Annotated in this window: 23 protein-coding genes and 1 pseudogene; 14 read left to right on the forward strand and 10 right to left on the reverse strand. The window is 63.8% G+C overall.

From position 1 onward, the window contains the following. Positions 1-382: 382 nt before the first annotated feature. The 5 genes from ACFSC3_RS16395 to ACFSC3_RS16415 all read right to left on the reverse strand — a co-directional run bounded on the left by ACFSC3_RS16395 (position 383) and on the right by ACFSC3_RS16415 (position 3,795). Positions 383-703, reverse strand: a complete 321-nt coding sequence (locus ACFSC3_RS16395; protein ID WP_345880565.1) for a hypothetical protein — start codon at positions 701-703, stop codon at positions 383-385. Between the two features lie 104 nt (positions 704-807). After that, on the reverse strand, positions 808-2,157 hold the full coding sequence (locus ACFSC3_RS16400; RefSeq protein ID WP_037447533.1) for a S1 family peptidase: 1,350 nt from the start codon (positions 2,155-2,157) through the stop codon (positions 808-810). 285 nt (positions 2,158-2,442) lie between these two features. Further along, a complete protein-coding gene (locus tag ACFSC3_RS16405) occupies positions 2,443-2,748 on the reverse strand; it encodes a HigA family addiction module antitoxin (protein ID WP_205499322.1) in 306 nt (101 codons plus the stop codon). A 122-nt stretch (positions 2,749-2,870) separates the two neighbouring features. After that, positions 2,871-3,263 (reverse strand): type II toxin-antitoxin system RelE/ParE family toxin, encoded by a 393-nt coding sequence (locus ACFSC3_RS16410; protein ID WP_380941491.1) that lies wholly within the window; start codon positions 3,261-3,263, stop codon positions 2,871-2,873. Then, a complete protein-coding gene (locus tag ACFSC3_RS16415) occupies positions 3,226-3,795 on the reverse strand; it encodes a MobA/MobL family protein (protein ID WP_066778371.1) in 570 nt (189 codons plus the stop codon). Before ACFSC3_RS16415 ends, ACFSC3_RS16410 begins: the two co-directional genes overlap by 38 nt. Positions 3,796-4,485: 690 nt before the next feature. On the opposite strand from ACFSC3_RS16415, the gene ACFSC3_RS16420 reads away from it, so the two are divergent. The 9 genes from ACFSC3_RS16420 (at position 4,486) to ACFSC3_RS16460 (ending at position 11,791) form a co-directional block, all read left to right on the forward strand. Further along, positions 4,486-4,803, forward strand: a complete 318-nt coding sequence (locus tag ACFSC3_RS16420; protein WP_125962618.1) for a hypothetical protein — start codon at positions 4,486-4,488, stop codon at positions 4,801-4,803. 458 nt (positions 4,804-5,261) lie between these two features. Then, on the forward strand, positions 5,262-5,546 hold the full coding sequence (locus ACFSC3_RS16425) for a hypothetical protein (RefSeq protein WP_007407013.1): 285 nt from the start codon (positions 5,262-5,264) through the stop codon (positions 5,544-5,546). 20 nt (positions 5,547-5,566) lie between these two features. Continuing rightward, positions 5,567-5,986 carry a periplasmic heavy metal sensor gene (locus ACFSC3_RS16430; protein WP_046407154.1) on the forward strand — a complete coding sequence of 140 codons (420 nt, stop codon included), beginning with the start codon at positions 5,567-5,569 and terminating at the stop codon, positions 5,984-5,986. Further along, a complete protein-coding gene (locus ACFSC3_RS16435) occupies positions 5,983-6,555 on the forward strand; it encodes an RNA polymerase sigma factor (RefSeq protein WP_046407140.1) in 573 nt (190 codons plus the stop codon). The genes ACFSC3_RS16430 and ACFSC3_RS16435 overlap by 4 nt, the downstream gene beginning before the upstream one ends. Positions 6,556-6,650: 95 nt before the next feature. Beyond that, positions 6,651-8,666, forward strand: coding sequence for a copper resistance system multicopper oxidase (locus tag ACFSC3_RS16440; protein WP_066486605.1), 2,016 nt, complete (start codon positions 6,651-6,653; stop codon positions 8,664-8,666). Then, positions 8,656-9,954 carry a copper resistance protein B gene (locus tag ACFSC3_RS16445; protein WP_066486608.1) on the forward strand — a complete coding sequence of 433 codons (1,299 nt, stop codon included), beginning with the start codon at positions 8,656-8,658 and terminating at the stop codon, positions 9,952-9,954. The genes ACFSC3_RS16440 and ACFSC3_RS16445 overlap by 11 nt, the downstream gene beginning before the upstream one ends. A gap of 47 nt (positions 9,955-10,001) precedes the next feature. Beyond that, a complete protein-coding gene (locus tag ACFSC3_RS16450) occupies positions 10,002-10,376 on the forward strand; it encodes a DUF305 domain-containing protein (protein WP_066486611.1) in 375 nt (124 codons plus the stop codon). Between the two features lie 60 nt (positions 10,377-10,436). Beyond that, positions 10,437-10,886 carry a DUF411 domain-containing protein gene (locus tag ACFSC3_RS16455; protein ID WP_004212951.1) on the forward strand — a complete coding sequence of 150 codons (450 nt, stop codon included), beginning with the start codon at positions 10,437-10,439 and terminating at the stop codon, positions 10,884-10,886. 179 nt (positions 10,887-11,065) lie between these two features. Then, the gene (locus tag ACFSC3_RS16460) at positions 11,066-11,791 is read left to right on the forward strand and encodes a DUF2231 domain-containing protein (RefSeq protein ID WP_205499320.1); all 726 of its coding nucleotides are present in this window, start codon (positions 11,066-11,068) and stop codon (positions 11,789-11,791) included. Positions 11,792-11,970: 179 nt separating this feature from the next. Here the strand turns inward: ACFSC3_RS16460 and ACFSC3_RS16465 are convergent. Both ACFSC3_RS16465 and ACFSC3_RS16470 read right to left on the reverse strand, forming a co-directional pair. After that, a pseudogene (locus tag ACFSC3_RS16465) lies at positions 11,971-12,096 on the reverse strand (DUF305 domain-containing protein); the annotation flags it as partial. A gap of 24 nt (positions 12,097-12,120) precedes the next feature. Then, positions 12,121-13,131: an NAD(P)/FAD-dependent oxidoreductase gene (locus ACFSC3_RS16470; RefSeq protein ID WP_338152231.1), complete on the reverse strand. Its 1,011-nt coding sequence runs from the start codon at positions 13,129-13,131 to the stop codon at positions 12,121-12,123. Positions 13,132-13,327: 196 nt separating this feature from the next. Here ACFSC3_RS16470 and copC point away from each other — a divergent pair, with 196 nt between their 5' ends. The 4 genes from copC to ACFSC3_RS16490 all read left to right on the forward strand — a co-directional run bounded on the left by copC (position 13,328) and on the right by ACFSC3_RS16490 (position 19,771). Beyond that, positions 13,328-13,696, forward strand: a complete 369-nt coding sequence (gene copC / locus ACFSC3_RS16475; RefSeq protein ID WP_007407009.1) for a copper homeostasis periplasmic binding protein CopC — start codon at positions 13,328-13,330, stop codon at positions 13,694-13,696. Positions 13,697-13,700: 4 nt separating this feature from the next. Then, positions 13,701-14,627 (forward strand): copper homeostasis membrane protein CopD, encoded by a 927-nt coding sequence (gene copD, locus ACFSC3_RS16480; protein WP_066706733.1) that lies wholly within the window; start codon positions 13,701-13,703, stop codon positions 14,625-14,627. 249 nt (positions 14,628-14,876) lie between these two features. Continuing rightward, positions 14,877-17,561 carry a vitamin K epoxide reductase family protein gene (locus tag ACFSC3_RS16485; protein WP_380941492.1) on the forward strand — a complete coding sequence of 895 codons (2,685 nt, stop codon included), beginning with the start codon at positions 14,877-14,879 and terminating at the stop codon, positions 17,559-17,561. Between the two features lie 257 nt (positions 17,562-17,818). Next, positions 17,819-19,771 (forward strand): cytochrome c/FTR1 family iron permease, encoded by a 1,953-nt coding sequence (locus ACFSC3_RS16490; RefSeq protein WP_345880190.1) that lies wholly within the window; start codon positions 17,819-17,821, stop codon positions 19,769-19,771. A 127-nt stretch (positions 19,772-19,898) separates the two neighbouring features. Here the strand turns inward: ACFSC3_RS16490 and ACFSC3_RS16495 are convergent, their stop codons facing one another. From ACFSC3_RS16495 to ACFSC3_RS16505, 3 genes are all read right to left on the reverse strand, one after another. Next, the gene (locus tag ACFSC3_RS16495) at positions 19,899-20,231 is read right to left on the reverse strand and encodes a four-helix bundle copper-binding protein (RefSeq protein WP_046985870.1); all 333 of its coding nucleotides are present in this window, start codon (positions 20,229-20,231) and stop codon (positions 19,899-19,901) included. A 112-nt stretch (positions 20,232-20,343) separates the two neighbouring features. Next, entirely contained in the window at positions 20,344-20,772 is a 429-nt protein-coding gene (gene cueR / locus ACFSC3_RS16500; RefSeq protein WP_079247197.1) for a Cu(I)-responsive transcriptional regulator, read from the reverse strand. An 11-nt stretch (positions 20,773-20,783) separates the two neighbouring features. Continuing rightward, the gene (locus ACFSC3_RS16505; protein ID WP_380941493.1) at positions 20,784-23,237 is read right to left on the reverse strand and encodes a heavy metal translocating P-type ATPase; all 2,454 of its coding nucleotides are present in this window, start codon (positions 23,235-23,237) and stop codon (positions 20,784-20,786) included. Positions 23,238-23,371: 134 nt separating this feature from the next. Between ACFSC3_RS16505 and ACFSC3_RS16510 the strand changes: the two genes are divergently transcribed. After that, a complete protein-coding gene (locus tag ACFSC3_RS16510) occupies positions 23,372-23,566 on the forward strand; it encodes a heavy-metal-associated domain-containing protein (protein WP_007407007.1) in 195 nt (64 codons plus the stop codon). Positions 23,567-23,639 lie beyond the last annotated feature (73 nt).

Genomic DNA, 23,639 nt, shown 5'->3' on the forward strand with positions numbered 1-23,639 from the left:
GCTCAGATCATCGCTGAGACGCTGGTTGGTCTCGAGCTCCAGCTCGACGCCTTCGGACAGCTCGGTTGACGGCGGGAAGGCGCGCTCGATGGCAACGAGGGCGCCATTTTCCCGAAATGTGTTCCCGATTGGCTTTTCCCGAAACTGCCCGGTGCAGATGGAGAAACGGGACAACCTATGGCCGTCTGATCGACCTCCCCTTGGCGGTCGAAGCTGTTGGCAGATAACGTGAGTGCGACGCCTCGTTTGCGAGCAGCGCCGGATGATGGCGAGCACATTGGCAGCTAATTCGAGCACGGTGCCACGCGCCAGTGGCAGATAGCGTGAGCAGGAAATAGCGCTGTTGGCGAGCAGACACCGCTACGATTGCAAGCCCCTACACCTACCCGGGCGAGCCCATGCTAAGGAGCCGTTGAGAGCATCTATCGGGCAAGCCGATCGAGGCGGCCGCCTCGCCGGCTTCGGCGCCGACCTCCGAAGCAAAGGGCAGGCTGTACTCCCGCCCGATCGGAAACCGCCTACCTCCCACGACGATCGCGTCGCCGCGAGCGTCGAGGGTCGATCCTAGCGGCAGGACCGGCGTCAGGACGGTGGAGCCGACGCGGACCTGAAGGCAGCCATCCTTCACGAAGAAGGTGCCATAATCCCGTGTGGCGTTCCGCAACCGGTTCGCGGCCTCCGGCAGCTCGGTCACGACCGTCACGCCCGAGCTTTGGCCAACCGCGAACGGCCATACCTTCTTCTCCCGGTCAGCGTTACAGGCGGCGAGCGCCCCTAACGCCAACATCATCGGGACCGCTCGGGCGCTCAAGGCACCAATAGCCCTTGGGTGGTGTGGATCAGGAAGGGAACCCTGTCGTTCACCCGATCGATCGGCATATATGAGAACGAACAAGCGCTCCCGGTGCAGGGACGCCCATAAGCGTCGGTGCTGCCTCCCTTGAGAATGCCATAGGCGACGATCTCGTACGAGCCGTTCGGGTATGAGAATACAGGCGCCCCGCTGTCGCCGCCGAAGGCGATCACCTGCTGGCTCGATCCGCTGACCTTCACGAAGCTCGAATAACTCACGCCTCGATCATCGGTGCCCGACACCGAGCTTGACTGGACGGTGCCGCAGGTGAAGCCGGTCGTCATGCCGCTCTTGCACACGGGCATTCCGATATAGTGGTTCGAGTTGTAGGACGACTGCTTGAGCGTACCCCGGGTGGTGAAATAGCCATCTCCATAGAAGCCCGGAACCGTGTTCACGTAGGACGGGTAATCGGTCACCGCCTTGGAGTTCTGGAAATAGACCCAGTACCCGGTGCTAAGGCCGACCACCGGATGATAACGGAAATCATAGAGGTCGCCATAACGCGTCTCCGTTGCGGCCGGCAGTTGCACCAGGTGGCTACCATCGGACCCGACCACGTAGGGCGGGTTCGTCCGGCAGTGGGCGGCGGTCAGGATCGAGTCCCGGCCGTTGCTGTCCCTTCCGGCGAAACCGTAACTACAGGTCGCGCGCCCGGTCGAGTCGACCAGCTCCCATCCGCCATAGACCGCATCGCCTGGCCGCACGTTGGTCTGGAAGGTTTGTAGAATCGGCCCCACCTCGACCTTCACGGCCGAGCGCAACGTCGGGGGGATCAAGCCCCGGGCCGTCTGAGCAGCCGCTTGGTCTTTCACCGTGACGACATAATTCTGGCTTCTCGGCTCGAAATACGTCTCGAAGGGAAGCTTGGCGGCGGTGATGGCCTTCAAGATCGCATCCAGGTCCTGCTGCGCCGCCGCGAGCGATTTGGTCGCGTTGCGCAGCTGCACATAGCGCCGCAGCTTCGCCGGAATCTGATCCAGGAACGCCTTGCGCTCGTCCTGGCCGGTGAATGCGACGATGATCTTGAACGTCGGCGTGTGCTCCACCCACAGGCCCGCGAAGCCGTCCGGATCGCTGGCGACCGCGACGTCCACGATTTGCTGGACATCGCGGAGGACGTCGACACGCTCTGCCGCCTCCGCGGCCGAGATACCGTATTGCTGGGCTAGGTACTCGACCTGGAGGTCCTTGCCCGACCCCTTGGAGTTTTGCGGTGTCGGGAGTGGGGGAGCCTTCATCTCCTGCGCCGCGAGCGGCGTGGTGCAGAGAAGGGCCGAAATGACGGTAAGCAACGTACGCATGCATTCTCCTGATGACGATCATCTACAGCATGGACGGCCCGACCGTTGCGGCGGACCACCCAAGCCCGACTCACCATGAGTGCGGAACAAAGGGTGAACGATTTAGAATCCTACATTGCAAGCCCTTTTTGCAGGTCCGACCTGCGCTTCTCTGAAACGAGGGCGTATGAGAGAGCCCGCCTCGCTGTCGGCGTAAAGCGGGCGGCGAGGCGGGCTTTTCCCAGAATTTGTTCCCAATTCACTTTTCCCGAAATGGCTCGACCTCGACGGGAAATCGAGAAAGGATCAGGCGGCTTCCAAGGTCGGGATACGCGCGATGATATCGGCATCCTTCACGGCCTGCACGCGCAGGTCGTAATTGCGCTGCATGTTCACCCACATTTCGGGCGTGGTGCCGGTGAGCTTGCCGATCCGAAGCGCCATAGTCGGGGTGACATCCTGCTTTTCAGCGAGGATATCGTAGAGGGTCTGCCGCGACACCTCGATCAGCCTGGCGATCTCCGCCTTGGGCTTGTTGAGCGCGGGCAGAATGTCCTCCCGCAGCAGCTCACCGGGGTGCATCGGGGCAAGGCCGGATACGAGCTGGTTCATCATCTGTCTCCTGTCCGGGCCGATCCCGGATCATCATGCGTCTCTGTGTAAGTCCTATGTGTAAACTAAAGCCTTACATGTCAAGCAATGACTGACAGATTTTTAGGAGGGGGGACACCCTCCTAGTGATAGTCCTCGATGTTCACGTCGATCGCATCGCCGTCATCCCAAGCCCATGTGACCCGGTAATTGCCGCTGGCATCGACCGCATATCGTTTGGGCTTGGTGCTCAACCCATGAAAGCGAAAGCCCGGAACATTCATGTCCTCGGGCTTCGTGGCAGCATCCAGCGTGAGCAGGATGCGGCGAACGCGGTTGTGGTTCTGGACGGGAAGTTTTGAGCCATCTCCCTTGGTGGCGAAGGCTTCGAGCGCCTTGCTGGTGTATGTTTTAATCATAGACACATTGTAAGGCATTTCCTGACATTTGTCAAGCATTACCTTACACTCTGCCGAAAACGATTCTTCGACAGCGACCCTACCGCCCGAACCCGATATCCGGCCCGTCACGTCCACGCTGACGGTCTAGCTCCTGCTCTCGCTGCCGATCGCGCCCACGCTGCCCCGATTGGTCCAGCTCAATCGCCGGCACCTGGTCGCGCTGGGGTGACTGGTCGAGCGCCGGCACCGCCCCGAACCCGCCCTCGCTGCTGGTCTGTAGCCCCGATCGCATCGCCCGCGCTGCGCCCTGGACCAAGCTGGACATGCCCTGCATCGCTAGATCGGCACGCTCGCGGAGTTGGTGGGACCACTCCCGTATCCGCTCCTGACCACGCTCGATGTAGAAGCCCAGCCCCCGCTTCTCCATGATCGCCTCGTTCATCTGCCCGCGCGGGGTAACGGCGTGCGGCTCCTTGCCGGCCGCGATCTGCTCGGCCGACGCGCGCCGCTCGATCGCGGCCGACGCATGGCCCATCTTCACGGTCGGTTCGATATCCAGCCCCTGACGCTCGTAACTGCGGTGATCGACCCGCTCGGCTACCTGGGCGTGTTCCAGCGCGCTGTTGACCATCCCGGCCCACCGCTCGCGGATCGCCTCCACCTCCACCGAGGCCGTCGAGCGCTCGTACGACCAGTCTCAGAACCGAAAACTTCCCGCACCGCCCGCGCCCTCGTCAAAGACGATAAGCATCCCGGCTACGGCCAAACGGGCAAGGCGGCCCTCAGGCCACGCTTACAGCTTGTCTTGCTCGCAATCAGCGTAGATTCCTGCTCACGCTTGGTGAGAACGGGCGACCGCGCGTGCTCGCGCTCAACGACGCTGTGCTCGCATTCAGCGTAGCTTGCTCGATATCGGTGCCCTCATGCTCACATTGGGGTCACGACACGAAAGTGAGTTTTGCGTACGCTAGGAGCGAACAGAACGTGTCCGTAAACCCGTTGCGCGCCGATCTTGTCCGGCAAGCCGTCAAAACCGTGCGCTGCCGGACACTCTGACGCTGACCGGCATACCAGCGTTTGACGGCGACGGCAGGAACCGCCCAAATCCTGCCGTTCAGTAAATCGTCTCGGCGTTTCGAAACCGGCCATTTGCCGTGCAGAAATATTCCCGCTTTCCCATGTACGACGGGCTGTTTTGAGAAAACTCAATCGGGAACAGATTTCGAGAAAGTAGCTCCCCTAGGCGCATCAAGAGAACGATCCTGCCCAGCTTTCTCGCTGCGCCTTCCCAATCGGGAATAGGCGGCGAGCAGACAGCATTATTGCGGAGCCGATCATACGTGTTAGGCGTGTACGCATGACCAATACATACATGGCACTGGCGCTATCGTTAGCAGGACAGTCTCTTGGCTATCCCGTTTATGTTCATGTCGAAGAGGGGGTATGCCATTTTCAAATCCAAGATATGGTCATGTCGAAAGAGCGAGAAGTTCGCGATTGGTTAAGAGAATTGCCAGATAAGCAACGGAAAATCGATTTGGTTTCAGACGACAAGCGGGCAGCTAGTTGCGTTCGTAAGGCTGAAGCGATCGTGCGGCGATCTGGGTTCTTCCATATCGCTGTGCGCCGAGGTACAATGAACGACTACCCAGATGGCTTGCGGCCGGGAAAGTAAAAGCGACATATCGAAGGCTGCCGCCGCAACGGGAGGGATAGTCACTTTCCCATTTCTCGATCCCATGCGAGACGGGATCGCTATGCTTTGGGGTGTCATTCCGCCCCCAACCGGACCCGGCTACCAGCGGCACGTTTTTCAACAGCCCCTAGGGTTTCCAAGAGATAGCACATTCATTTGTAAACAGCGGAAGAGCCGTGCCGACCGGTGTCGCCCGGCTCCTCTATTTCTAACGCCGCGGCGTCCGCTCAGTGGCGCGCTCGGCCTGCAAACAGAGTTGCCAAGGAATTTGAACAGCGGGACGCGTGGATTGTCGGCTGCGTAGCCAGCTGCGAGCGATTGGACGCAATGGAAGAGTGCGCAGTCGCGCCGAGGGGCGTGTGGCATTCGTTCACTTCAGATTGGAGGGGTGTTCGCCGGCCGTGCGTAATGGATGTGAGGACGGCGGAGGAATGACCATGGACATGGATTTAGACAGCGCGTTGCGCCGCCTTGGCGAGCAACCGCTTGATCCCCGGCTCGCTGAACTGGAAGGCGAAGTCATGCGACTGATCGCGGCGGAGCGCCGCGCGGGTGGCGTAGTGGCGCTGCGATCCGGCATGCTGGCAGCGCTAGGCGCAGTCGCCTTGGGAGTGGTGGGCGGCGGATTGTCGTCCACAGCGGCGACTGCGCAGGTGCCGACGCTAACACCCTTCGGGCCTGCCATGCCGCTAGCGCCTTCGACCTTGCTCGCGTTCCAGTGACGAGCGGCGCCCGGAGGGCGATGCTGATCGCCATCATCGCGTTCGTGGCGGCGGTCGCAGGCGTTTGGGCTGGACGTGAGTTGTTCCCGTCCCCGCCAAGCCCGGGCGTTGAGCTTCACAGCTTGCTCCACGACGGGCTCGAGCTAGACGAAGCTCAACGGACTAAGCTCCAGGCGCTGGAGTCTCACTTCGCCGTTCGAAGGCGTGCCTTGGAGCTGGAGCTCAGAGCCGACAACGCCCGGCTCGCCGCCGCCATCGAGGCCGAACATGGTAACGGGCCGCAGGTCGCGGCGGCCGTCGATCGTTCGCACGGCGCGATGGGTGAGCTCCAAAAGGAGACGTTGAACCATATGTTCGCGATGCGGCAGATCCTGCGGCCGGATCAGACGACGGCGTTCGACCGCGCGGTGGTGAAGGCGCTGACCGCAGACGCGCGGTGAGCCTCGATCTCGCGGCCTGCACGGACGGCGAACTCGCCGCCTTGACGCTCGGCGGACGTCAGGCTGCGTTCGCTGAGATCATGCGGCGGCACCAAAAACCGGTCTACCGCCTGATCCGCTCGCATATCGGCGACGCCGAAGAGGCGCTTGACCTCACTCAGGAATGCTTCGTGGCCGCCTTTCAGAACTTGCGAAAGTATGACGGAGAGCGACCGCTCGCTGCGTGGCTGACCCGCGTGGCGATCAACAAGAGCCGCGACTGGCACAGGCGGCGGCGCATACGCCAGATACTATCGTTCGCCTCTTCGCTGCCGCCCGAGACCATGGAGAGTGGGCGGGACGAGGCGCCAGGTGCCGACGCGGTAACCTTCGATCGCGCAGAGCTTGCGCGGCTTTCGCGCGCGGTGTCCGAGCTGCCGGCCACGCTCAAGGAGACGCTTTTGCTGCGGACCGTGGAAGGACTGTCCCAGGGGGAGACCGCGGCCGCGCTGGGGATCAGCGGCAAGGCCGTGGAGATGCGACTCCGGCGCGCGCGTGAAAGATTGTCGAAAAATCTCGACTTAGTGTGAGGGGATGGGCCGGTTCGCGCGTAGTGAAAGGTAAGGTCGGCGGCCCTCCCCCGGGTCGCCGGCCGCAAGCCATGAACTTGGAGCGAAGGAACGGCATGAGCCGCAAACTGAACCGGCGCGACGTAATGCGCGGAACCGCCGCGCTCGGCGGCACCTTGGCCATGTCGGCCTACTTGCCAGCTTGGGCGCAACCTGTGTCGCGCGGTATCGCCAAACCCCTGCCGACCGTGTCGGGCACAAACATCGCGCTGACCATCGACCGAATGAAGCTGGTCATGGACGGGATCACCACGCCCGCGATCGGGGTAAACGGCACGGTCCCGGCACCACTCGTCCGCCTCAAAGAGGGCCAGAAGGTCCGCCTTGCGGTGACCAACAACCTCGACGAAGATAGCTCGATCCACTGGCACGGGCTCATTCTGCCGTTCCAAATGGACGGCGTACCCGGGATCAGCTTCCCCGGCATCAAGGCGCGTTCGACCTTTGTGTACGAGTTCCCGATCTTGCAGTCCGGCACCTACTGGTATCACAGCCACTCGGGCGAGCAGGAGCAGGCAGGACTCTACGGACCCATCGTGATTGATCCGGCGGGTGCCGACCCAGTCGCGTTCGACCGCGAGCATGTGATCGTCCTCTCCGACCATAGCGAAATGACGGGCGAGGAAATCTTTCGCAAGCTCAAGCAGATGGGCGGCGCCTATTTCAACTATCAACGCCCGACGCTGAGTGGGCTGCTGGCCGGCCGCGAAATGCGCCTTAAGGATCGCCTCGATTGGGGGCAGATGCGGATGGACCCGGCGGACATCGCGGACGTCACTGGTTCGACCTACACCTTCCTGGTCAATGGCTTTGGACCTTACGACAACTGGACGGGTCTCTTCCGACCGGGCGAGCGGGTTCGGCTGCGCATCGTCAATGCCGCGGCGCAGACGAACTTCAACGTGCGCATCCCTGACCTGCCGATGACGGTGGTGCAGGCCGACGGCCAGAACGTCCGGCCGGTAACCGTGGACGAATTCCAGATCGGCGTCGCGGAAACCTTCGACGTGATCGTGACGCCCGAGGACCGCGCCTACAGCTTCGTTTCCGAGGCGATCGACCGATCCGGCATGGGGCGCGCGACACTGGCCCCGCGCGAGGGCATGATCGCCCCGGTCCCGCCGCTCCGCCCACGCACGTTGCTGACCATGACCGACATGGGCATGGACATGAGCGGCATGAGCGGGATGGAGGGGATGTCCGGTATGGCGGACGAGAACCCGGTCGCAAAGCGCGGGCCGGATCCCACGTTGATGCAGAATGCCTCGCGCAACCTGTGGAAGCTCACCGGGTGGAAAGAGCCCACCGATCACGGAACGAAGGCGATAGGCGCTGCGATGGCCAGCATGGCTGGGATGGGGGGCGACCAGATGAGCGGCGCTATGCCTGGGATGGACCATAGCCAAATGGCGGCGGGCGCTGCCGGGATGGCGGGCATGGACCATGGTCAGATGAGCAGCGGCGGCATGGCCGGGATGGATCATGGGTCAGGCGGCAGCATGGACATGAACATGCGCAACCCCAAGAACGCGCCCGGCGTCAAGATGGGGCCGGGAGTGCAGACCATCTCGCCGATGCCGAAGGACCGCACGGGCGAGCCGCCGCAGGGGCTGGAGGATGCGGATCATCGCGTGCTCACCTATCGCGACCTTGTCGCGCTGGACCGCAACCCGGACGTTCGCGCCCCGTCGCGTCAGTTGGAGATCCACCTCACGGGCAATATGGAGCGCTACATGTGGGGCTTTGACGGCCAGAAGATGAGCGACCCTGCCGACCCCATCCCGTTCCGCAAGGACGAGCGCGCGCGCGTTACCCTGGTCAATGACACGATGATGCCGCACCCCATCCATTTGCACGGCCACTTCTTCGAGTTGGTGACCGGACATGGCGACTTTGGGCCTCGCAAGCACACTGTGAATGTGGCGCCAGGCGGTAAGATGACATTCGACGTAACGGCCGATGCGCCCGGCGACTGGGCGTTCCACTGCCACAATCTCTATCACATGACCGCGGGGATGATGCGTGTCGTGACGGTTCGCCCGATGGGCGAGGAGAATCGCGATGCAGCCTAAGTTCCTCCTGATCGCCGGCGGCGCGGCGCTTGGCCTCGCAACGCCGGCGGCCGCGCAGATGGACCATTCCAACATGCCCGGCATGAAGATGCCGCCGCCAAAGGCGCCAGCGGTAAAAAAGCCTGCCGCCAAGAAGCCCTCAGCGACCAAGCCCGCCGTGCACAAGGAGTCCGCGAAGCCTGCCGCCAGGTCGACACCGCGCGCGAAGGCGGGATCGGGGGCCAAGCCTGCCGCAAGTCGGTCCGCCAAGCCTCCGGTCGGTGGACCGGCTGTTGCTGATCCTCACGCCGGTCATGACATGTCCGCCATGCCCGGTATGAATATGCCTGAAGCCAAACCTGATGCCAGTTCGGGGCACGACATGTCCGCGATGCCAGGTGCGTCCGGCGGCGCCAACCCCGCTGAGCCAGGTGCTATGCAAGGCATGGACCATGGATCGATGCCGGGAATGGGCCAAAGTTCGGGCGCGATGCAAGGCATGCCGGGACACGGCATGGGAAGCATGCCCTCAGCCACGGGCGCGGCGATGATCGGCACCAACCTTCAGGCCGGCACCGCTCCGCCGCCGCCCATCCCGACCGATCGGGCCGCGGACCAGGTCTACTCTGCCGCTGCTATGGCGCATTCGCAGCAGCATCTGCGGTCGATGCACGGCGGGCAGAATTTCTCCCAGGTCATATTCAATCTGGCTGAAGTCCAGATCCGGGACGGTCGCGATGGTTACCGGTGGGACGGCAGTGCCTGGTATGGGGGTGATATCAACCGGCTGGTGCTCAAGACCGAGGGCGAAGGGAATATCGGGGGAAGTCTGGAAGCGGCGGAGGTACAGGCGCTTTATTCGCGCGCCATTGGCCCATACACCGATATACAGCTTGGCGTCCGCTACGATTTCAAGCCCAACCCCTCGCGCGTCTATGCGTCGGTCGGCTTCGAAACGCTGGCACCCGGCTTCTTCGATGTCGAGGGCGCACTGTTCCTGTCCAACAAGGGCGACCTGCTGGGGCGCCTGGAAGGTTATTACGATCAGCGGATCACGCAGCGGCTGGTTCTTCAGCCACGCGCCGAACTCAACTTCGCCGCGCAGGACGTGCCGGAAATCGGCATCGGCTCAGGCCTTTCCACGGCCGAACTCGGTCTGCGTCTCCGCTACGAGATCAGGCGCGAGTTCGCGCCCTATGTGGGCATATCGTACGACCGCAGCTTCGGGGACACAGCCCGCTTCGCGCGCGCCGAAGGCCAGGGCGCGGCGTCGACCAGCCTCGTTCTGGGCATTCGCACATGGTTCTAAGGCCAACTAGTCTTGTTGCGTTGGCCAAGGCCAAGAAGGAGAAATCGATGTTCAAGGCAGTAACGCTTCTGGCTCTGGCCGCGATGTCGGCGAGCCCCGCTTTGGCTCAGCAGGGCATGGACCACTCGAAAATGCAAGGCATGAACCACGACAACATGCCTGGCATGAACACGCCCTTCATGCCCGCCGAAATGGCGATGCATGAAAAGATGATGAAGGCCAAGGGCGCTAATGCGAGCGAGACGTGGGTCCGCAAGATGATCGAGCATCACCGCGGTGCGATCGCCATGTCGCAGATCGTTCTCCGGGAGTCGCCCGATGCGAAGACCCGGCAAATGGCTCAGAAATCGATTGCCGAGCAGAACAAGAGCATCGGTGAACTCCAGGCGATGCTCCGGTCGATGGGCAAGCGTCCTCAGTAATAAGCCTCATTCCTCCCGCCCCCAGCGAGCAACGGGAGGAATGACCAAGGAGATTCTTCCATGAAGTCAGCGTTGCGATTTGCGCTTACTGCCGCAGCCTTGTTGGTTCCGGTTGCCGCCAGCGCGGCTACCCCGATCGTTATGCACCGCGACCCCGGCTGCGGCTGTTGCGCCAAGTGGGCGGCGCAGGTGCAGCAGCAGCTCGGCCGGCAGGTGCGCGTCGTCGATGATTCTAACCGCCCGGCGCTGCAGAAGCGCGCGGGCGTTCCCGCGGACCTCTCGTCCTGCCACACCGCGATCGCCGATGGCATGGCTTTCGAGGGCCACGTGCCGATCGCCGACATGAAGCGGGCTCTTGCGACCCGGCCCAAGGGCGTGCGGGGCCTGGCGGTCGGCGGTATGCCGCTCGGCTCGCCGGGAATGGAAGTGCCGGGCGTCAAGGCGCAGGCCTATGACGTGGTCGCCTTCGGCACCGGCGGACGCCGCTTGTTCGCCCGCCACGGCAGCTGATCGGCGATTTTTCTGGTTAGGGCCGGCAGGACGCGCCTGCCGCTGCCAGCGTGACTCCTCCATCCAGTTCGCGTCGAAGCAGACGAAAAGTCTCACGGAAAGAGCTAGTGGGCGGGTGAGGGGAGAAGGCCGGGCGTGCGTAAACGGGAATGGATGAACACGGATCAAGGGGTCAGGTGATGGGCGGCAAACGAGGCGGGACCTTCGCTATACTTCTTGCGGTTGCAATATCAGTCAGCACGTCGGCATCGGCGCACGAAGATCACAATGCGCTCGGGGCGGGTCCCGGGCCGGTCGCTAACAGCGCAGCCGAGACGCAGAAAGCAGATGGGGCGGACGCTGGCGACGGCCACATGGGCATGGGCTCTATGTCGACTGTGGACATGAACATGGGTGGCCGCGACATCGCCGGCGACGACATGGACATGGGCGGCATGCACGAGGAGACCGCCAACAAGAACAAGAGTTTCGGCGAACGGCTTGTGAGCTGGCTGGGCCGGCTGCACACCATGGTCATTCATTTTCCCATCGCCATGTTCATCGGCGCGTTCGGGTTAGAGCTGTTCGGGTTATGGCGCCGCAACCGGGACTATCAGCATGTCGCACACATAATGCTGGTGGTCGGCGCGCTGGGAGCGATCGCAGCGGCGTTCCTGGGCTGGTTCGCAGGCGGGTTCTACCTGACCGACCGCAACCCTATCCTGATGACGCATCGCTGGCTCGGAACATCGATCGCGGTCTTCGGCGTCGTGCTGGCTTGGATGGCAGCCCGCCACCGCAAGGGTCCCGAGCGGTCGCGGTCGTTGTATTGGGTGGTGCTTGGCCTGATGACGCTCGCGATCTCAATTCAGGGGTTCCTCGGCGGAACCTTCATGCATGGCGGAATAAACCACTTGGCGTTCTGAGGGGCCCGACGCTTAGTAGCCGCTCGCGTGTTGGCGCGGTTCGAAGGAGAATGCGGCAGCGCCGACCTTCGTGCCGTAGGATGCCGCCAGCGATCCCGGCTCCGCTCGGGCGTGTCGAGGAACCCCGACCCTGATAATAGCACACTGTCTCGATGCACTCGCGCGCGAGCCACGGGATCGTGGTACGGGATCATCGAACGGAGAAAGGCCGTGTCGCCGATCGTCGTGTGGATACGAATAAGCGCGAAGCAGCCGAAGAAGATGACAAGCGAGCCGGCGATCAGCGCTTTGTTGGCGGTGTTCGCTCGTCGCACCGCCAATGGCTCCCGCTACGTCGGCGGTACGCTCCGAGCGGAATACAGCCCGGCGAGGGCGGATGACAATCCACTGTCGCGGTCGCGCAACAGGTTATGAATTGCGGTCGCAGCGATCGCCGCTTGTCCGGCTGCGACGCTGATCTGATCGAGCCCTTCCACGACGTCGCCGACTGCGTAGAGACCCTTAACCGAGGTTTGTTGGTGGGCATTGGTTAGCACGCACCCGGATTCGCTGAGCTGTGCTCCGAGCAAAGCGGCAAGCCGCGTCCGAGGTGATGAGCCGAGTGCGGGGTAAAGCGTGTCGAATTGTAGCTCCAAGCCATTGGCCAGCCTCACCTCGACACACTCGCCAAGACGCAACTGCCCGACAGGCGAGGGGGCGACATCAATGCCCTGCTGGTCCAGCTTGGCAAGTTCGGTCGGCCCAAGATCGAGCGAGCGTTCGGCCAGAAGCGTGACCTTGGCCCCATAAGCCCTCAGGAATTCGGCTTCTTCAGCACCATGACCATCGCCGCCGAGCACCGCCACGTTCATGCGCCGGGCCTCATAACCATCGCAGATCGGGCAATAGCGGAGAAGCCCACGCGCCACGCCGATGTCATGCATCGCATCAGGCATCTCGGGACGCCGGTTGACGACGCCCGTCGCAAGGACAACGGTCCGCGCATACAGGACGTTCAGTTCGCAGCTTGCCGAGAAGTGGTCGCCTGACGCGACGATTGCGTCAATCTCACCTCTCTGGACCGTACCGCCATATTCGCGCAGCTGAGCCTGCAAACGGGCAAGAAACGTGACGCCGGAAATGCCGCCGGGAAATCCTGGCAGGTTGTGCGAGCGCGGGATGGACGCGGCGCGCCCTGCCGCCGCATCGTAGACGACGCAGCTCCTGAGAAACCGCGACAGATAGATCGCGGTCATGAGGCCCGCTGGACCACCGCCCACTATCAGACAGTCGATGACCTCCTCAGGATCTCCAGTCCAGCCCTGATCGGTCAACCGCAACCTCATCATTACCCCGCGCATGCGCCTATCAGGCCCGCGGCCACAGTTGGTTTAAGGGGAGACGCAGTGAAAAAGCGCTCCATGCTCCCTTCTGAATACGCGCTGCCACCGCCGACCCCTCATCGAGAGCGGTGCGTCGGCACGAAAAAAGATCGTGAGGGGTGACCCGTCCAGCTGCGTAATACAGGTGAGCCCAATTGAAATGGAGATTACCTAAATGCGCCGCTTGTTCATCACGACTGCCGCCGCCGCCCTGTTCTTCGTAGGCGGCGTGGCGAACGCGCATCCGAAGCTGGTGTCCGCCAGTCCCGCTGCCAACGCGGCGGTCGCGACCCCCGAGAAGATCAGCCTCCAGTTCAGCGAGAAGCTCGTGCCGGCTTTCTCTAAGGCCGACCTTACCATGGCCGCGATGCCTGGCATGGCGGCCATGAAAATGCCCAGCAGCGCCGCAGTCGGCGCCGATGGCCGGACGCTCACCATCACCCCGAAGCAGCGTCTCCCGCGTGGACGCTACAGCGTCGACTGGCAGGTCGTCTCTGGCGACACACATAAAATCACCGGCAGCTACAATTTCACGGTGAAGTGAGCGAATGCTCGACTGGCCGACCGTCGCCATCCGCTTGGCGTTGTACCTGGTCCTGGCGGCGCTGTTCGGCCTGTCGGCCTTCAGCCTCTACGGCCTTCGCCTTGGCGAGCGCGATGATGCAATCGCGCTGCGGCCTTGGCTCACGGCAAGCGCGGCGCTCGGGTTGCTTCTCTCGGCCGCTGGCCTGATCCTCATGGCCTCGGCGATGGCCGGATCTCCGTTCTGGCCGATCGATCAGGCTGCTGCGGCCGCGCTGCTCGGAGGGTCGGCGGTTGGCACCGCCTGGAAGGTGCGTATGGTGGCGCTCGTCATCGCCGGCGGTGCAGCCCTGCTGGCGCGAGGCAGAGCATCATGGCTGGCTATGGCCATGATTGCGGCAGCCGCGGCATTGGCGACACTCGCGTGGAACGGGCATGGTGCCGCGAGCGAGGGAAGCACGGGATGGCTTCACCTCACTGCGGACATCCTCCATCTCCTTGCTGCCGGTCTGTGGGTCGGGGCGCTGTTCGGATTGCTTCTCCTGATGGCGCGGCGCGCCGAGGAGATCGATGCTGCGCACCTTCGGCTGACCCATCGCGCCCTGCACGGGTTTGGCTCCGTTGGTACGCTCGTTGTTGTTACCCTGGTGGTAACTGGTTTGATCAATAGTTGGCTGCTCGTCGGGCCGACCAATTTTATGGCTCTGGGAACGACACTTTACGGCCTGTTGCTGCTCGCCAAGCTAGCCCTGTTCGCCGGGATGCTGGGGCTCGCTTCGCTCAATCGGTTTCGCCTCACGCCGGCCTTTGAGCGCTCGATTGCCATGAACGACCATGGCGGGGCGCTTACGGCGCTGCGGGTCAGCCTTGCGGTCGAGACAGCCTGCGTGATCGGCATCCTGGCGCTCGTGGCATGGCTAGGCACCCTCGCGCCACCCGCGTCGGGCATGTAAGCGCTATGGACCAACCGTCCACGCAAGCGCCGCTCAGGCCTTCCACCTTCTTTTACCCACTTACGCGGCTTAACCCTCGCCTCCCAAGACACCCCCCGCTTGGACTGAGCTTACGTGTCCGACGCCCTAAGTCGCCCACAGGCGCTTGCGGGAAGGCCGCGTCGCGCTGCAAAGCTGGGCGTGCGAGAGGGTTGGTCCGGGTGGGCCTGTCAGTGTTTTCAGAGATGAATGAACAAGGGTGGCAAAGTCATGAACGATGGCAAACGCAGTGAAGCCGGCAGCGGCCAGGGTGGCGAAGTCGTCCTCATCACGGGCGCGAGCGGCTTCATCGCGGCCGCGTTGATCGCCAAGCTTAGCGAGCGCTATAGGGTCGTCGGCCTCGATCGCGCTGGTCCTCCCGATCCGCCGCCGCCCGCCGCAGCAGTCGACTTCGATCTCGGCTCTGACGAGGCAGTGCGCGCTGCACTTGATGAGGTTCGTGCCCGCTATGGCAACCGCATCGCCTCGGTGATCCATCTCGCCGCCTATTACGATATTACGGGCGATGCCAATCCGCTTTATGACAAGGTCACCGTGCAGGGCACCCGCCGGCTGATTGACGGGCTGCAATCGTTCGAAGTCGGACAATTCGTCTTCGCCAGCACGATGCTCGTTCATAAGCCGACCCCCACACCCTACGAGCGCATCAACGAGGACTCGCCGATCGGCGCGTCCTGGGCCTATCCGCAGTCCAAGGTCGACGCCGAGACATTGCTGCATGAGCGCCACGGAAACATCCCCGTCGTTTATATGCGCGCCGCCGGAGTTTACGACGACGACGGACGCTCGGCTTTTCTCGCGCAGCAGATATCGCAGATTTACGAGCACCGCCTGATCTCGCACTTTTATCCCGGCATGCTGTGTGCGGCGCAGTCATCGGTGCACCGCGACGACTTGGCTGACGCCGTGCTGCGTCTGGTCGATCGGCGGCACGAACTGCCGTCAGAACTGCCGCTGCTCATCGGCGAGCCCGACGCACCCGGCTATGCCGAGATCCAGGACATCGTCGGCGAGGCGCTCCACGGCGAGGGCTGGAAGACGATCCGGATTCCGCAGCCGCTCGCGAAAGCCGGGATCATCCTGCAGAACGAAGCGCTCGGCAGCGACGACTTCATCCAGCCCTGGATGATCGACAGCAGCAACGACCACTATATCCTCGATATTTCACGCGCCCGCTTGCTGCTCGGTTGGGAACCGAAGCATCGCCTCCGGGACACGCTGCCGACGATCGTCGCCGCGCTGAAGCGCCACCCGCGGGCCTGGTATCGGAACAACAAGCTTAACGAGAATCTGGTTGCCTGGCACGATAAGCTAAAGGCCGAACCTGTAGCGCCGGGCCAACAACCCGCAGCGGCAGGCGGTGGAATGGCCGGTATGGATCACGGGGCTGCGGACCATAGCAGCATGGACCATGCTGCCATGGGGCACCGACCTGGCGCGGCGGACATGGCGATGACCGGTCACGGTGCACACGGCGATCACATGGCCATAATGGACCGCGACGAGCGCCGTGCGCGCTGGGCTCTTTACGCAAACATCGGTCTTGGGCTGTGGCTCGCCTCCAGCCCGCTTATCTACGACTCCGTGACCACTCACAGTGTCGGCGAGGCGGCGCGCTTCGTAACTATTGATCGCGGGCTGCCGTCGATCGAGTGGCGGGCGAACGCGCTGGCCATCAGCGATGTCGTCAGCGGCCTCGCCATCGTGCTGTTCGGCGCGCTGTCGCTCGTTCCGCGCACCAAGACATGGGCGCAGTGGGCGGTCGCGTTCGTCGGCATCTGGCTGTTCTTCGCCCCGCTGATCTTCTGGAGCCCGAGCGCCGCTCAGTACAACAACAACCTGCTCATCGGCTCGGCCGTGATCGCCCTGTCGGTGCTCGTGCCGATGATGCCGGGCATGAGCATGGCGGGCATGATGGACCCCAAGAACATCCCGCCCGGCTGGACCTATTCGCCATCCACCGACGCACAGCGGCTGCCGATCGTCGCCATGGGTCTGATCGGCCTTCTCACCTCGCGCATCCTCACCGCCTACCAACTGGGGCATATTGACGGCGTTTGGGAGCCGTTTTTCGCCGGCTCCCTGAGCGATCCACGCAACGGCACCGAGGAGATCATCACCTCGGACATGTCCAAGGCCTGGCCGATTCCCGATGGTGGGCTCGGCACGGTCAGCTATGTCCTCGAGATCCTGATGGCGGTAATGGGCACCCGCGACCGCTGGCGGACCATGCCGTGGATGGTGACCTTCTTCGGCATCCTTGTCATCCCGCTCGGCGTCATCAGCATCTATTTCATCATCAGTCAGCCCATCGTCATCGGCACGTGGAGCACGCTGGCGCTGATCGCCGCGCTCGCCATGCTGATCATGATCCCGTTCGCGCTCGACGAGGTGATTGCGATGGGTCAGTTCCTTCTCTGGGCGCGCCGGCAAGGCAAACCGCTGATCCGCACCTTCTTCCAAGGCGACGCGATCGCGGCCGGCGGAGAGGACACCTCGGACGCGATGGCCTCGCCAAGCACCTTCTGGGCGGACGCGAAGAAGGGTCTGACCCTGCCATGGACGCTGACTGCGAGCATCGTCATCGGCGTCCTGCTGATGCTCACCCGGGTATTGTTCGGCACGGAAGGCGGGATGGCGAACAGCGATCACGTTGTGGGTGCGCTGGTCATCACGGTCGCGATCATCGCCACAGCGGAGGTTGCCCGCGTGCTGCGGCTGATCAATGTCGCGTTCGGAGCCTGGCTCGTGGCCGCGCCTTTCCTCCTGGACGGCGTTGGTCACCTTGGTGCCGTGGCCTCGGTCGTAGCGGGCATTGCGCTCGTCGGCCTCAGCTTTCCAAGGGGGAAGCGCAGCGCCGAGCATTATGCAGGCTGGGACAAGTACGTGATCTGAAAGTATCCTCGATCACTGCTGGCTCCATTGCGGACCTTGATCGCGCATCGCACCGTCTCGCGTGCCTTCGTCGCCGCTTTCTTGCGTCGTTCAATCGGGACCGGTTCACGGTCACGATCTGTCGCCGGCGACGATCGCCCGTTGACGCGGCGATGTTCATCATCGGCTGCCTTGGTGATCGCGCCCTCCGCCCAATACTGCTAATGAGAGCTGTTCGCATAGTGCGCGACGAGTAAAGCTTGGAGACGATCACCCATATGCTGTCACTTCGGGTCGCGCTGATTAAGCCTGCACTCGCGCTGGTCGCGTCGCTTATGCTGCTGTTGATTCCCGCTGCGGCGACGGCCGATCCCGGCGACGTGCAAACCGCTTGGCGTCTGCTCGATTATATGGCGGTCGATTATGGCGGTGCGGTCGCCAACGGCGCGGTCACAAGTGCGTCCGAATACGCGGAGATGACGGAGTTCGCCGCAGGCGTGTCCACCCGCCTGCGCGCGCTCCCTGCGACACCTGAGCGGCAATCCCTGATCCAACGGGCTTCGCAGCTCCAAGGCGTGATTGCCCGCAAGGGCTCGGCCCAACAGGTCGCGGCGCTCGCCTACGGGCTCGCCGCCGATCTGCTCAAGGCCTATCCGGTTCCGCTCGCCCCGGACAAGACACCGGACATCTCCACAGCAGGAGCGGTTTTTCGACAATCCTGCGCGTCCTGCCACGGCATGACAGGCAACGGGCACGGTCCCGACGCCGCCAAGCTCGACCCGCCACCGATCGCCTTTACTGATGCCGAGCGAGCGCGCCAGCGCAGCGTGTTCGCGCTCTATCAGGTGATAAGCCAAGGCATCGACGGAACCGCGATGCAGAGCTTCGTCGATCTGTCTAGCGATCAGCGCTGGGCGCTCGCGTTCCGCTCCGGCAGCTTCGCCTCCACCGACGCACAAGCGGTCGAGGGTGAGCGGCTGTGGAAGTCGGACGCGAGCTTGCGGGCACGAATTCCCGACCTGAAAACCCTGGTCGCGCTCACCCCCGCCGCGCTTGCGGGCAGCATCGGGCAGGTGAAAGCCGACGCGGTGCTCGCCTATCTGCGTCGCCACCCCGATCAGGTGATGCAACAAGCCCCAAGCCCGCTCGCCGTGGCGCGCGCCAAGCTTGCGCAAAGCCTCGCCGCGTTCCAGCGCGGCGACCGGCGCGCTGCAAAGGAACTGGCGCTGTCCGCCTACCTCGACGGGTTCGAGCCGATCGAACCGACGCTCTCGGCGCGCGACCCGAACCTCATGTCCCGGATCGAAGGCGCGATGGGAGAATATCGCGCCGCTGTGGAGAGCAGCACGTCAGCCGATGACGTGACCGAACGAGTGGCAGTGCTGGGCGGCCTGTTCGATGATGCCGAGGCCGCGCTCGCGCCCGACGCCGCGACGCAGGCGTCCACCTTCTTGGGAGCCTTCACGATCCTGCTGCGCGAAGGGCTGGAAGCTCTCTTGATCGTGGTGGCCATGATTGCGTTCCTCCGCAAAGCGGAGCGGCCGGAAGCCATGCGCTATGTGCATGGTGGCTGGGTCGGCGCGCTCGTCGCCGGCGGGATTACCTGGGCGGTTGCCACCTATGCGATCGGTATAAGCGGCGCGAGCCGGGAACTGACGGAAGGGTTCGGCTCGCTGTTCGCGGCCGTGGTCCTGCTCTCGGTCGGAATCTGGATGCACGGCAAGGCACAAGCTGATCAATGGCAACGCTATATCCGCGAGAAAATGTCACGGGCGCTATCGGGCGGGTCGGGATGGTTCCTGTTCGGGCTCGCATTCCTGGTTGTCTATCGGGAGGTATTCGAGACGATCCTTTTCTACGCCGCGCTCTCGACACAGGGGAACACCGCGATGCTGCTGGCCGGGGCCGGCGCAGCGATCAGCCTTCTCGCCGTCATCGCCTGGGCAATGCTCCGCTACAGCCGGACGCTGCCGATTACGCAGTTCTTCCGCTACAGCTCATGGCTGATGGCCGCTCTGACGGTCGTGCTGGCCGGTAAGGGAGTCGCTGCTCTCCAAGAGGCGGGGATCATCGACATAGCGCCGCTCGCCAGCGTGCCACGTATCTCGATGTTGGGCCTGTTCCCGACATTTCAGTCGGTGCTGGCACAACTCCTGATGCTTGCCGCGATCATGATCGGGTTCGCCTGGAACCGCCGCGCCAAGCCGCGGACGGGCGGGCCGCTAGCCTAGCGGCAGGGCAGGTGACGCCCCTCTCTAAAGCGTTGCTGCCAACCCTGACCGTGCATCGCACCGTCTCACGCGCCTTGGCTCGCAATGTAACGGGAGGGCGGCGGGGAAAGCGCCGCCCTCGGGCCATTTACGCGGCCATCTTGTCGCAAGCGTCGGCGCACTTGCGACACGCGGCGACGCAATCCTCCATGCCGTCCAGCCCTTCGCAGCTCGACGCGCACGCCCGGCAAATCTCGGCGCACTCGCGGCAGATATGCCGGTGGTGCTCGGACTTGCGCGCCATGAAGTCGATCGCGACACTGCAAATCTGAGCACAGTCCAGCATCAGCTTCATGTGCTGAGGCTCGGCGTGTCGCCCGCCCGCCTCCAGGCAGTGATTCATCGCCATGTGAAGGCAGGTGATGTGGCATTCATGGCAGGCGTCCATGCACGCCTTCATCTCGGGATCGATCTGATGCATTGTCTTTCCTTCCATATGCGCCCCCCTCCCCTTGTATATACGCGGTTCTTGGCGCTTTCCCTCGCCGGGGTCGGGACTTCACCGTCCTTGCGGCTCGGACCATGGTCCAAGGTCAACCCTTTTCTTTAACGCAACGCAGACTCACATGTTCCACTCCGATCGCAAGATCGTCCAGGATCGGGCAATCCGGTCGATCTCCGCCCGCGCAGCGACGCGCCAGATCTTCGAGCGACTTACGCATCGCTCGGAGCTCGTGCTCCTTGCGCTCCATCTCCGCGGCTCGTGCAAGCGCGAGGGCCTTGACCTCACCACTCGCCCGATCGCCGTCCTGCCACAGCGCGACGAGCTGGCCGATCTCCGAAATTGGAAAGCCCAGATCGCGTGCGCGGCCGATGAAGCGCAACATGTGGACTTCGCGTTCGTCATAGTCGCGGTAGCCGGAATCACGCCGCGTGGCCTTCGGAATGAGGCCGATCGCCTCATAATGGCGGATCATCCGCTGGCTGACGCCCGAAGCTTTGGCCGCCTGTCCTATATTCACGTATCGCCTCCTCAAGCCGCTGTCGGACGCCAACGGCGAAGCGTCAGAGCATTGGCGACGACGCTGACACTCGACAGCGCCATCGCCGCGCCGGCGATCACCGGGCTTAGATACCCGAACGCTGCCAGCGGGATGCCGACCAGGTTGTAGATGAACGCCCAGAACAGCCCCTGGCGGATCTTGGAATATGTCCGTTTGGAGATGTCGATCGCGTCCGCGACCAGGCGCGGATCGCCCCGCATCAGCGTGATGCCCGCTGCGTGCATCGCAACGTCTGTTCCGGTTGACATGGCGATGCCGACATCTGCTGCAGCGAGGGCAGGGGCGTCGTTGACGCCGTCCCCGACCATCGCGACCGTGCGGTCCCCGCCCCGCAATGCTGCTACCGCATCCGACTTTCCTTCCGGCAGGACATTGGCAACGAAATCGTCGATGCCGAGCTTGGCCGCCGCTGCGCGGGCGCTTCCCGCATTGTCTCCGGTCAGCATCACGCTGCGTATGCCACGGCCATGCAGCGCCGCCACGGCAGCAGCGGCGGAAGCCTTGACCTCGTCGCCGAACGCCAGAAGGCCGAGAAGGCGGCGTTCGGGCGCGCGTTCCGCGACCCAGGAGACCGTCCGTCCCTCGGCTTCCAGCCTGGCCGCCTCACTCGCCAGCGGTGTCATCACGATAGCTTCGTCGTCCATCAAGCGCGTGCTGCCGAGGATCAGGTTGCGGCCGTTGACGTCTGCAGCAACCCCGCGGCCGGGCAGGCCGCGCATCCCGTTGGCGCGGGCGGGTTCGACGCCTTCCGAGCTGGCCCACGCCAAGACGGCCCGGGCGAGCGGATGCTCGCTTCCAGCCTGAAGCGCCGCGGCGAGCGCGATCAGCTCGGCGCGTTCGGCCCCCTCGGCCGGCAGTGCGGCCAGCAGCGAGGGCTTGCCCTCGGTCAGCGTGCCGGTCTTGTCGAACGCGACGATGTTGATGCGGTGCGCGGTCTCCAGCGCCTCCGCGTCCTTGATGAGGACACCGGCCCGCGCGGCAACGCCCGTGCCGGCCATGATCGCGGTCGGCGTGGCCAGGCCGAGCGCGCACGGACAGGCGATGACGAGCACCGCGACCGCGTTCAGGATCGCGACTTCCACTCCGGCGCCGGCGATCAGCCAGCCGGCGAGGGTCAGCGCGGCTATGACGAGGACGATTGGCACGAACACGGCGCTGACCTTGTCGACGAGCCGCTGGATCGGAGCCTTGGCGCCCTGCGCGCTTTCGACAAGGCGCACGATGCGAGCGAGGGTGGTCTCAGCCCCCACCGCCGTCGTCTCGACCAGGATGAGGCCGTCCGCGTTGATCGATCCGCCGGTCACTGGGTCTCCAGCGGCCTTGGCGACCGGAAGGCTCTCTCCGGTGAGCATGGATTCATCGACATGGGTTGCTCCCTCGATCAGTCGTCCATCGACGGGGATGCGCTCGCCGGGCCGGACGCGGACGCGGTCACCCGAGCGCACCTCCGCCAGGGCAATCTCTCGTTCGCTGCCGTCGGTGCCGACAACGCGAGCCTGGTCGGGCCGCAGCGCCATCAGCGCGCGGATCGCCTCTCCGGTCTGACGCTTGGCGCGGCCTTCGAGCCATTTGCCGAGCAGGATAAGGGTGATGACGACGGCCGAAGCCTCGAAGTAATAATGCGCATCCATGCCGTGCATCGGCGCGAACAGCAGCTGGTAGAGGCTGAGCCCGTAGGCGGCCGATGTGCCGATCGCGACCAACAGGTCCATGTTGCCGGTTCGGGCGCGCGCGGCCTTCCAACCCGCGCGATAGAAGCGCGCGCCCAGCCAGAACTGCACGGGCGTCGCGAGCAGCAGCTGGATCCAGCCCGGCACCGCCACCTCGATACCGAACGGGGCCAGCAGCATCGGAACGACCAGCGGCAGCGACAGCGCCGCGGCGATCAGCACGTGGCGGAGCTCTCTTGTTGCGGCTGCGTCGCGGCGGGCGTCCTCGGCGCTTCGTTCCGCCTCCGCCGATCCGGTGCGCGCGAATGCGGTGTAACCAGCGCTTTCGACGGCCTCGACCAAGACATAAGTGGGGACGCCACCCACCGTTTCGATCCGCGCCGTCTCGGCTGCCAGGTTGACACTCGCGGAGCGGACGCCGGGCACTTTCAGCAGCGCCGTCTCGACCCGGCCGACACATGAGGCGCAGGTCATGCCCGTGATCGTCAACTCGGTCGTTTGCGTCAACGGGGTGTAGCCCGCCGCAAGAACCGCATCGGCTACGGCAGCGACATCGGATCGTCCATCGACGAACTCGACGTTCGCGCGCTCCGTCGCGAGATTGACCGAGACGCCGGCGACGCCCGGCACCCCGGCGATGGCGCGCTCCACCCGCCCGACACACGTCGCGCAGGTCATGCCATCGATGGCCAGCGACAGCCTGTCTTCGCTTCTCGCCTGTGTCTGCATTGGCAGCTGCGCCGGGGCGCTCATGGTCGTCTCCACTACTGAGTCGATGGCCTTATCGTCCCTCACATCGTGTCAAGGTCAACAGCTAAATACACCCCTTGACCCTGACACAGTGTCAAACCCCACATCTGCTTCATCCACCTCATGGAAGAACGAAGATGATCGATTTCAAAGTTCAGGGAATGACCTGCGGAGGCTGTGCGCGCGGTGTGACCAGCGCGCTTCAGCGCGTCGATGCCAAGGCCGTCGTCAACGTCGACTTGGCGAGCAAGACCGTTTCGGTAAACTCGACGGCCGATGTACAGCAACTCAAGCGGGCCATAGAGAAGGCCGGCTTCGCGGTGACGCAATAGAGAGCCCTATTTTGCCTGAGGGCTTTCGGGGCGGGCGCGTAAAAGGATTGTGCGTTGATCCGCACGCGCCCGC

The sequence above is a fragment of the Sphingomonas floccifaciens genome, from assembly GCF_042681125.1.
Taxonomy (GTDB): Bacteria; Pseudomonadota; Alphaproteobacteria; order Sphingomonadales; family Sphingomonadaceae; genus Sphingomonas; species Sphingomonas floccifaciens.

Bases quoted from the DNA above. Each gene is read 5' to 3' on its own strand.
- copC (WP_007407009.1), top strand. From the start codon at position 13,328: ATGCGCCGCTTGTTCATCACGACTGCCGCCGCCGCCCTGTTCTTCGTA.
- ACFSC3_RS16495 (WP_046985870.1), bottom strand. From the start codon at position 20,231: ATGCATCAGATCGATCCCGAGATGAAGGCGTGCATGGACGCCTGCCAT.
- ACFSC3_RS16440 (WP_066486605.1), top strand. From the start codon at position 6,651: ATGAGCCGCAAACTGAACCGGCGCGACGTAATGCGCGGAACCGCCGCG.
- ACFSC3_RS16485 (WP_380941492.1), top strand. From the start codon at position 14,877: ATGAACGATGGCAAACGCAGTGAAGCCGGCAGCGGCCAGGGTGGCGAA.
- ACFSC3_RS16455 (WP_004212951.1), top strand. From the start codon at position 10,437: ATGAAGTCAGCGTTGCGATTTGCGCTTACTGCCGCAGCCTTGTTGGTT.
- ACFSC3_RS16510 (WP_007407007.1), top strand. From the start codon at position 23,372: ATGATCGATTTCAAAGTTCAGGGAATGACCTGCGGAGGCTGTGCGCGC.
- ACFSC3_RS16470 (WP_338152231.1), bottom strand. From the start codon at position 13,131: ATGCGCGGGGTAATGATGAGGTTGCGGTTGACCGATCAGGGCTGGACT.
- ACFSC3_RS16445 (WP_066486608.1), top strand. From the start codon at position 8,656: ATGCAGCCTAAGTTCCTCCTGATCGCCGGCGGCGCGGCGCTTGGCCTC.
- ACFSC3_RS16490 (WP_345880190.1), top strand. From the start codon at position 17,819: ATGCTGTCACTTCGGGTCGCGCTGATTAAGCCTGCACTCGCGCTGGTC.
- ACFSC3_RS16405 (WP_205499322.1), bottom strand. From the start codon at position 2,748: ATGAACCAGCTCGTATCCGGCCTTGCCCCGATGCACCCCGGTGAGCTG.
- ACFSC3_RS16430 (WP_046407154.1), top strand. From the start codon at position 5,567: ATGCTGATCGCCATCATCGCGTTCGTGGCGGCGGTCGCAGGCGTTTGG.
- ACFSC3_RS16425 (WP_007407013.1), top strand. From the start codon at position 5,262: ATGGACATGGATTTAGACAGCGCGTTGCGCCGCCTTGGCGAGCAACCG.
- ACFSC3_RS16420 (WP_125962618.1), top strand. From the start codon at position 4,486: ATGACCAATACATACATGGCACTGGCGCTATCGTTAGCAGGACAGTCT.
- copD (WP_066706733.1), top strand. From the start codon at position 13,701: ATGCTCGACTGGCCGACCGTCGCCATCCGCTTGGCGTTGTACCTGGTC.
- ACFSC3_RS16460 (WP_205499320.1), top strand. From the start codon at position 11,066: ATGGGCGGCAAACGAGGCGGGACCTTCGCTATACTTCTTGCGGTTGCA.
- ACFSC3_RS16400 (WP_037447533.1), bottom strand. From the start codon at position 2,157: ATGCGTACGTTGCTTACCGTCATTTCGGCCCTTCTCTGCACCACGCCG.
- ACFSC3_RS16505 (WP_380941493.1), bottom strand. From the start codon at position 23,237: ATGAGCGCCCCGGCGCAGCTGCCAATGCAGACACAGGCGAGAAGCGAA.
- ACFSC3_RS16450 (WP_066486611.1), top strand. From the start codon at position 10,002: ATGTTCAAGGCAGTAACGCTTCTGGCTCTGGCCGCGATGTCGGCGAGC.